This is a genomic window from Rhizobium sp. SEMIA 4085, assembly GCF_013004495.1.
Lineage (GTDB): Bacteria > Pseudomonadota > Alphaproteobacteria > Rhizobiales > Rhizobiaceae > Rhizobium > Rhizobium gallicum.
Genome location: NZ_JABEPH010000297.1, coordinates 1 through 7853 on the forward strand (window position 1 = coordinate 1; position 7853 = coordinate 7853).

Consider the following 7853-nt stretch of genomic DNA (forward strand, 5'->3'; position numbering starts at 1 on the left):
CGGCAGCACGATGCGGAAGGCCTGGCGGCGGCGCGGCAGACCGAGTGCGGCTGCGGCCTCCAGCTGCCCATGATCCACCGACAGAATGCCGCCGCGGACGATCTCGGCGAAGAAGGCCGACTGGTTGAGCGTCAGGCCGAGGTAGGCAGCGGCGAAGGGCGTCAGCAGCTGCACCGTGGGGTAATCGAACAAGACCCTATCGGTGAACGGGATGCCGATCCTGATCGTTTCATAGAGATAGCCGAGATTGTTCAATATCAGGAGCAGCACGATCATAGGGATCGAGCGCAGCAGCCAGATATAACCCCAGGAAAGGCCTGATAGCAGCGGCGACTTGGAGACGCGGGCAAGCGCCAGGGCTGTTCCGAGGATGGAGCCCGATATGGCGGCAAGAGCAGTCAGGAGCAATGTCCTGCCGAGGCCGACGAGCACTGGTTCGGCAAAGAACCATTCGGCAAAGACGCTCCAACCCCAGCGCGGATTGGTGAAGGTGGAATAGAGCACGGCAATGATGACGACGGCCGCGAATATCGTGCCTGCGAGCCGCTCGGGATGGCGCGCCGGCACGATGCGGTAACGGGAATAGTCCTGCTTCGGTTCTGCCGTTCTGCTGCCTGGCTCAATGCCCGCGAAATCCGTCGTCAGTGCCATTGTGCTTCCCTTTTATGATTATCGTCTTGTCGCCTTCAGAGATTTGCTCCGGCCACGCGCAGGCGCGGTTCGGCCGCCTCGGTGCCGAAGACCGGTGGAACGAGATGGGTGATATCCTTCTCGAAAGGCAGGCTCTTGTAGATCTCGGGATCAACTGATGTGTCGAAGAGAGCGGTATAGCCATAATTCAGATAGAGGCCGACGGCCTCGGGCTGACGGAAACCGGTCGTCAGATAGATGCGGGTGTATCCCTGGCGGGCCGCCTGAGCCTCCAGTTCCACCAGCACCTTGCGGGCAAGGCCCTGGCGGCGCAGGTCCGTGCGTGTCCAGATGCGTTTGAACTCGGCGGTGCGATCGTCGGAATGCTTGAAGGCGCCGCCGCCGATGGTTTCGCCATTGCGGATCAACAGGAGAAAATTGCCGTGAGGCGGCGCGAAAGCTTCGGGGGGATAGCGGTTCAATTCGGCTGCGGCGCCTTCGGCATTGAAATAGGTGCCGTAGCGGCTGTCATATTCGTGGATCAATTCATCGATCAGCGGCTTGGCGCGGGGATCGAGGGGGCTCGTATAGAGAAACGTATCGCTCATATCGTTCGTCACCCGTTGTCATCAGTGAGGAAGGTTTCGGCGAGCCGCACCCAGTAGCGGGCGGCCGGCGCGATGATCGCGTCGTTGAAATCGTAGTGGGCGCTGTGGAGAGGGGCGCTGTCGCCATTGCCGACGAAAAGGTAGCTGCCGGGATTGGCCTGCAGCAGGAAGGCAAAATCCTCGCTCGCGGTTCTCGGCCGGAAATCCCTCTCGATAGCCGCGGGGCCGAGTGCGTCATAGGCGACATCACGGGCAAATGCCGTCTCTTTGGCGTGATTGACCAGCGCCGGAAAGCCAAGCCGGTAGTTCACATCCGCCGCCGCGCCGAAGCTTTCGGCCTGGGCACGGGCAAGGGCTGGAATACGCTCCTGCAGCAGCTGGCGAACCTCCTCGCTGAAGGCCCGCATGGTGAGTTTCATTTCCACGCTCTCGGGTATGACATTCGAGGCGGAGCCGGCATGGATCGAGCCAACGGTGGCGACCGCCATATCCTGCGGATCGACATTGCGCGAGACGACGCTTTGCAGCGCGGTGATGAAGGAGGCGGAAGCCAGCACCGGATCGACGGCGCGGTGCGGCTCGGCGCCGTGGCCGCCCTTGCCGACGATTTTGATCACCGCCTGATCGACCGAGGCCATGGCCGGGCCGGTGACGAAACCGAATTGCCCCGTCGGTACACCCGGCCAGTTGTGCAAACCGAAGACCGCATCGACGGGAAACCGTTCGAACAGGCCTTCGGCAATCATCTTGCGGGCGCCGGCGCCGATCTCCTCGGCGGGCTGGAAGATCAGCCTGAGCGTGCCGCTGAAATTGCCGTTTTCGGCGAGATAGCGGGCGGCCGCCAGCAGGATCGCGGTATGACCGTCATGGCCGCAGGCATGCATGACGCCGGGATTGCTGCTGGCATAGGAAAGGTCGGTCGCCTCCTCGATCGGCAGCGCGTCCATGTCGGCCCGGATGCCGATCCGCTTCCTGCCCTCACCACGTCTGAGGGTGGCAACGATGCCGGTGCCGGCAACGCCCGTCGCCACCTCATAGCCCCAGGAGGAAAGGCGGGATGCCACGAGCTTGCTGGTCCTGAGCTCCTGAAAGGCAAGCTCCGGATATTGGTGCAGATCGTGGCGAAGCGCGATGATCTCGTCGCGTCACGCGACGTGCGCCTGGCCCAGTGGAGCGTGGCGGCGCGGGTTCTGAGCAATGGGCGCCGGGGCGATCCGCGGGCGCCGCCGGCGCCGACAGCCCTTCCTTGCTCGAGCTGATCGGCGCCCGCCGCATACCGGCTTTCCCTGAAGGGCAGGCCCAGATGGTCGCGCAGCGTCTCGCCCTTCAGGACCGGATCGAAATAGCCGCGCTCGGTCAGGATCGGCAGAACGTGCTCGGCGATATCCGCAAAGCCTTCGGCGATGACGGGGAAGCCGAGAATGAAGCCGTCGGCGGCGCCATGATCCACCCAGCGGATGATCTCATCGGCAATATGCTCCGCCGTGCCGATGAAGGCGGTGCGCGGCGTCGCGGAATCGAGCGCGACCTGCCGAAGCGTCAGCCCCTTCTCGCGCGCTGTCCTTTTGATGCGGTCGGTGGTGGCGCGGAAATTGTTCCTGCCGATATCGCCAATGTCAGGGAACGCCTCATCGAGCGGGTAGACGCTGAAATCATGGTGATCAAAGAAACGGCCGAGATAGAGGAGCGCCTCCTCGATGGTGACGAGATTGCGGATCGTCTCGTACTTGGCTTCCGCTTCCTCGGACGTCTTCCCCACGATCGGGCCGATGCCCGGATAGACGCCGACTTCCGCCGCAGGCCGTCCATGAGCAATGACGCTATCCTTGAGCTGACGGTAGAAGGCTTGCGCCTCTTCCAACGGCCCGCCATTGGTGAAGACGGCGTCGGCATGCTTGCCGGCAAGCCTGATGCCGGAATCCGAAGCGCCCGCCTGGAAGACGACGGGCTGGCCCTGCTTTGAGCGGCCGATATTGAGCGGCCCCTCGATGCGGAAAAAACGGCCCTTATGGTTGAGGCGATGCATCTTCGCCTTGTCGACAAAAACGCCGGTCTCGCGATTGCGCACGAAAGCGTCGTCGTCCCAGGAATCCCACAGGCCCTTGATCGCATCGATGTAGTCCTCGGCGATCTCGTAGCGCAGTTCGTGCTCGGGATGCTCGCGATTGTAATTGCGTCCCGACCCCTCGAGCGGCGAGGTCACCGCATTCCCCCCTGCCCTGCCGCTGCTGATGAGATCGATCGAGGCAAACTGGCGGGCAATGGTGAAGGGATCGCTGTAGGAAGTCGAAACCGTACCGACGAGGCCGATCTTCGAGGTGGAGGCCGCCAGCGCCGAGAGAATGGCGATCGGCTCAAACCGGTTGAGGAAATGCGGGATCGACTGCTCGTTGATGTAGAGCCCGTCGGCGACGAAGGCGAAAGCGATGCCCGCCGCCTCGGCCTTGCGCGCCGTCGTCACGAAGAAGTCGAAATTGACGCTGGCATCGGCCGGTCCGCTTGGATGCTTCCAGGCATTCATGTGACCGCCGGGACCCTGCAGCATGATGCCGAACGTGACGTGTTTTTGAGCCATGGGATCAATCCTTTTTGGAAACGGTCAGGCGACGAGGGAAAGGCGCTCGGCGGCGAGCAGCTCGATGGAGGCCAGGCGGTCAGCGGTTGAAAGCGCCGGCGTGTCGAGCACGAACTCCTTGACGCCGTAGCGGTGGTGGAGCTCGTCCAGTTGCTTGCGGATCTGTTTTGCGGTGCCGTGCAGCACGTTCGGCACCTTCTCCTCGATCCGGTAATCCGTGACACCGGCCTGCCGGGCGAATTCGGCCGCCTGCTCCTCGCTGCCGACATTGACGGTCTGGCCGTTCGGCAGGAACACCTTGACGATGTGCAAGTCTCCGACACGCTCGCGGGCATAGTCCTCGCTTTCGGCGGCGAAAGCTGCGAGAGCCAGCAGGGGGCGCTTGCCGCCCGAGGCCCGTTCATAGGCTTCGAAGGTCTGGCGCAGATTGTCGGGATCGCCATTCAGGTGGCCGGCGAAGACAAGGTCCCAGCCCTTCTCGGCCGCGAGTTCGGCGCTTTCGACGCTGGCGCCGAGCAAGAAGCGCTCTGGAGCCCTCGGCGGGAAAGGAGTCGCCTGCGCACCGTCGTAACTGGGATCGGCGGCAAGATAGGTGTTGAGATCGGAAAGCTGGCTTGCAAAATCCGGCTTTCTCGCCGGATCGACGGCAAGCTGCAGGGCGCGCGTTGCGAGCGGAAATCCGCCCGGCGCCTTGCCGACACCGAGATCGACGCGTCCCGGGGCAAGCGATGCCAGAAGATTGAAGGTTTCGGCGACCTTGTAGGCGCTGTAGTGCTGCAGCATGACGCCGCCGGAGCCGACCCGTATTCTCGATGTCCTAGCGAGAAGATATGCTATCAGCGCCTCCGGCGCTGAACTCGCCAGGTTGGACATGTTGTGATGTTCCGCGACCCAGAAGCGGTGATAACCGAGTTCCTCGGCCCGGGCGGCAATCTTCACCGTCGCCCGCAATGCATCTACAGCGGTGAGACCCTGTTCGATCGGGCTTTTGTCGAGAAGGCTGAGGAGGTAGGTCATGACACCACGATCCGCTCGCTGGTTGCAAATTATAGTCTATAAAATCAGTAGACAAACTTCATTATAAGAAATGACATTCTCTTTCGACGGCGTTGCGTGAAAAAAGCGGCCGCGCCCAAGATGCAAAATTGGATGCCGGAAAGCTGTCAGAACAGGTCAAGCGGCGATGTCACGTTGTCGGCACCTTAACGGTTGGCGGATAATTCGGTTGAGATGAACGCATCGTCCATCAGCTACAAGAACCACCGCTTTCCACCGCAGATCATCGCGCATGCGGTCTGGCTATATTTCCGGTTTCCTTTAAGCCTCAGGTTGGTCGAGGAAATGTTGTTAGAGCGCGGCATTGTTGTGTCTTACGAAGCGATACGGCGATGGGGTCGCAAATTCGGGGCCGCTTACGCCAAGCAGTTGCGTAGGAAGAAGCCGTCGCGAAAAGATGTCTGGCATCTGGACGAGGTCGTGATTTCCATCGGCGGCCGAAAACATTGGCTTTGGCGCCCCGTTGATCAGGAGGGCTATGTTCTCGACGAGATCGTTCAGGCCCGCCGCGACACCAAAGCTGCCAAGCGGTTTACTGGTCAGCCTGCTGAAGAAGCAAGGACGGGTGCCGACGCGCATCGTCACCGACAAGCTGCGCTCATATGGGGCGGCAAGACGGGACGTGATGCCCGCTATCGAACATCGATCGCACAAAGGCCTGAACAATCGCGCTGAGAATTCTCACGTGCCACTTCGCAAACGAGAACGGATAATGCAGGGGATTTCGATCTGCCGGCGGCTTGCAACGTTTTATCTCAGTCTTCTCAGCCGTCCGAGACCCTTTTCGTCCCGCCCCGCCAGAAACACTCGGCTCTATCCACCTACATTCATCGGCTCCGCGCCATGGCGCAGTGGAAAGCCGTGACCGGCGCAGTTGCCTGAGTTCACCGGCAAGGCCCTTGTCCGCGCGTTCGTGAAACAACGTGACATCGCCGGTCAAGCCGATCAGCTATCTCTTCATCAGGCCTGTTGGCCGGTCGATCCGGCCGGCAGGGCTTCGATGTTGGAGCAGAGACGCGAGGCGGGATCTGCCGCCTCGCGTCTCATTCCACCTCGTCCTTGCCGTCATCACCCTATACGAGGTGATAGATGGCGGAGTGCTCCTCGGCTTCGCCGCAGCCGTGCAGATATTCATAGCACTCGTTGTCGATGTCCTCCGGATTTGTAATCGGCAGACCTCACGGTCTCTTCCTCCTCGGGGAGCTCCAGATCCACTGTCAACAAAAATGCCTTCTCGCCGAGCATGCGGCGAAAGCGCGCCATTTCCCGAGGGACGTAATCCCAGAGATCATTGCCCCCCGCCTCGCACCAGTAAAGTCCGTAGCGATGTAAGCGGGCTCGATCATGTCGGGATAGTCCTCGACATAGTAGGGCATCGCGACGATGAGGCCAAAGTGCGCGGCGATCCATCCATGATGCGGATGCATTCGATCAATACAAACGATTATGCTGATTCACCGACGAAGGGTATTGAAGGCATCACACGGGCGTTTGGGCGGCTAGATCACAAGGACCATTGCGATGGGAAATTTCAAGTTCTGGGAAAAGTTCTTCAAGGGCAGCGAGGAGCCCGACACCCTCATCGGCAGCGATCATGACGATCTGCTCTGGAATTACGGCGGCAATGACTGGATCGACGGTCGCGCGGGCACTGACCGAGCCTTCGGTGGCGCCGGGAATGACCGGGTGTTTGGCGGCCCGGGTAATGACCAGGTCTACGGCGAAGACGGCAGCGACGTTTTATACGGCGGCAATGATCGATACCAACCCCGCGTGGCCGGTCAGGACAATGACTATGTCCGCGGCGGTGGCGGCGATGATGTTCTGTTCATCGGTGACGGCAGGGATTGGCTAAGGGGTGACGGAGGCCGCGACACGTTCGTGTTCCAGTTCCATGACCCGATGCCCGGGCAGCATAACCCAATGCCCGGGCTTCCGAAACAGGGGCCCGACCCGGATATCACCACCATCGCGGATTTCGACCCGGAGCAGGATACTTTCGCCTTCGATGCGCCGGGGCTCTACAACGATGGCGTTGGCGCAAACTTCATCAACCACGCCAGCGTGCAGTCAGGTTACCCGGTGGACACCTTCTACAGCGGCGATGCCTGGCGTGCGAACGGCGAGCACGTCGTGGTTATCACCGACCGTAGTTTCGCCGATGGCTCTGCCGCCGCGAGCGCGATATCCGGCGAGAGCGCCGGCGACATCATCGTCTACCACAACTACAAGACCCACACGGCGGATCTCGCCTATGTCACCTCGGGAAATCACGTGGATGTGTTCGCTCACCTGTCTGCGGTGGACAGTGTGTCCAACCTAGCCAGTCTGCACCTGAGCGCTTCGGCCTTCGCCTTCGTCTGATTCCGCTTCTTGGTATGGTCCGCAGCGCCTAGTAGGGCGCAGCGTTTTCAGCTTGCCGCGCGGCTCGATCGAGCCGACGCTGTTCGGGGAAGCGTGCCTGATCCGTCGATGGGGACGCATCGGTGCTGGCGGTCAGAGGCTGGTGCATCATTTCAAACGCGAGGAGGAGGCCGTTGGGCTCTTCCTCCAGCTCTTGCGACAGAAACGATCGCCGTCTGCTCTACCTTGCGCGAAATGTCCTGTTCCTGGGTCATGCTGCCAATATAATCGACAACGTCGATCTTTGCCACTGGGAAGGCAAATGAAAAACCGGCCGCTACGCAGTGACCGGCTTATCGACAGTATGAGAAGAACCCTCATGACTAGGCGGCCTAGTCGCCGGCCCGCCAGACCGGGATGCCGAGCCGGCGCGTCTTGTCGGCGAGATTGCCGGTGATACCGCTGCCGGGGAAAGCGATCAGCCCGGCCGGCATGACCGAGAGCATTTCGTCGTTGCGCCGGAAGGGGGCGGCCTTGGCGTGTTTCGTCCAATTCGGCTTGAAGCTGATCTGCGTGACCTTACGGGCTTCGGCCCAGAGGCGGCGATGCGCTCGGCACTCTTGGGCGAACCTCCGTGCAGT

The 7853-nt window shown here is 61.4% G+C and carries 4 protein-coding genes and 5 pseudogenes; 3 read left to right on the forward strand and 6 right to left on the reverse strand.

All coding sequences use genetic code 11. From position 1 onward, the window contains the following. The 5 genes and pseudogenes from C9413_RS23930 to C9413_RS23950 all read right to left on the reverse strand — a co-directional run. Positions 1-651, reverse strand: a 651-nt coding sequence (locus C9413_RS23930; protein ID WP_170250988.1) for an ABC transporter permease subunit, incomplete at its 3' end; no start/stop codon positions are given. Positions 652-686: 35 nt separating this feature from the next. Continuing rightward, positions 687-1238, reverse strand: a complete 552-nt coding sequence (locus C9413_RS23935; protein ID WP_082046664.1) for a GNAT family N-acetyltransferase — start codon at positions 1236-1238, stop codon at positions 687-689. A gap of 8 nt (positions 1239-1246) precedes the next feature. Further along, positions 1247-2437 (reverse strand): annotated as a pseudogene (locus C9413_RS23940) (M20 aminoacylase family protein). A gap of 29 nt (positions 2438-2466) precedes the next feature. Beyond that, positions 2467-3813: pseudogene (locus C9413_RS23945) on the reverse strand (LLM class flavin-dependent oxidoreductase); the annotation flags it as partial. A 24-nt stretch (positions 3814-3837) separates the two neighbouring features. Further along, positions 3838-4830, reverse strand: coding sequence for an MsnO8 family LLM class oxidoreductase (locus C9413_RS23950; RefSeq protein ID WP_040114165.1), 993 nt, complete (start codon positions 4828-4830; stop codon positions 3838-3840). A gap of 166 nt (positions 4831-4996) precedes the next feature. Here C9413_RS23950 and C9413_RS23955 point away from each other — a divergent pair. The 3 genes and pseudogenes from C9413_RS23955 to C9413_RS23965 all read left to right on the forward strand — a co-directional run. Continuing rightward, positions 4997-5751: pseudogene (locus C9413_RS23955) on the forward strand (IS6 family transposase). Between the two features lie 639 nt (positions 5752-6390). Further along, positions 6391-7233 carry a calcium-binding protein gene (locus C9413_RS23960; RefSeq protein ID WP_170250989.1) on the forward strand — a complete coding sequence of 281 codons (843 nt, stop codon included), beginning with the start codon at positions 6391-6393 and terminating at the stop codon, positions 7231-7233. Between the two features lie 64 nt (positions 7234-7297). Then, positions 7298-7441, forward strand: a pseudogene (locus C9413_RS23965) (WGR domain-containing protein); the annotation flags it as partial. A gap of 163 nt (positions 7442-7604) precedes the next feature. Here C9413_RS23965 and C9413_RS23970 read toward each other — a convergent pair. Continuing rightward, positions 7605-7853: pseudogene (locus C9413_RS23970) on the reverse strand (SLOG family protein); the annotation flags it as partial.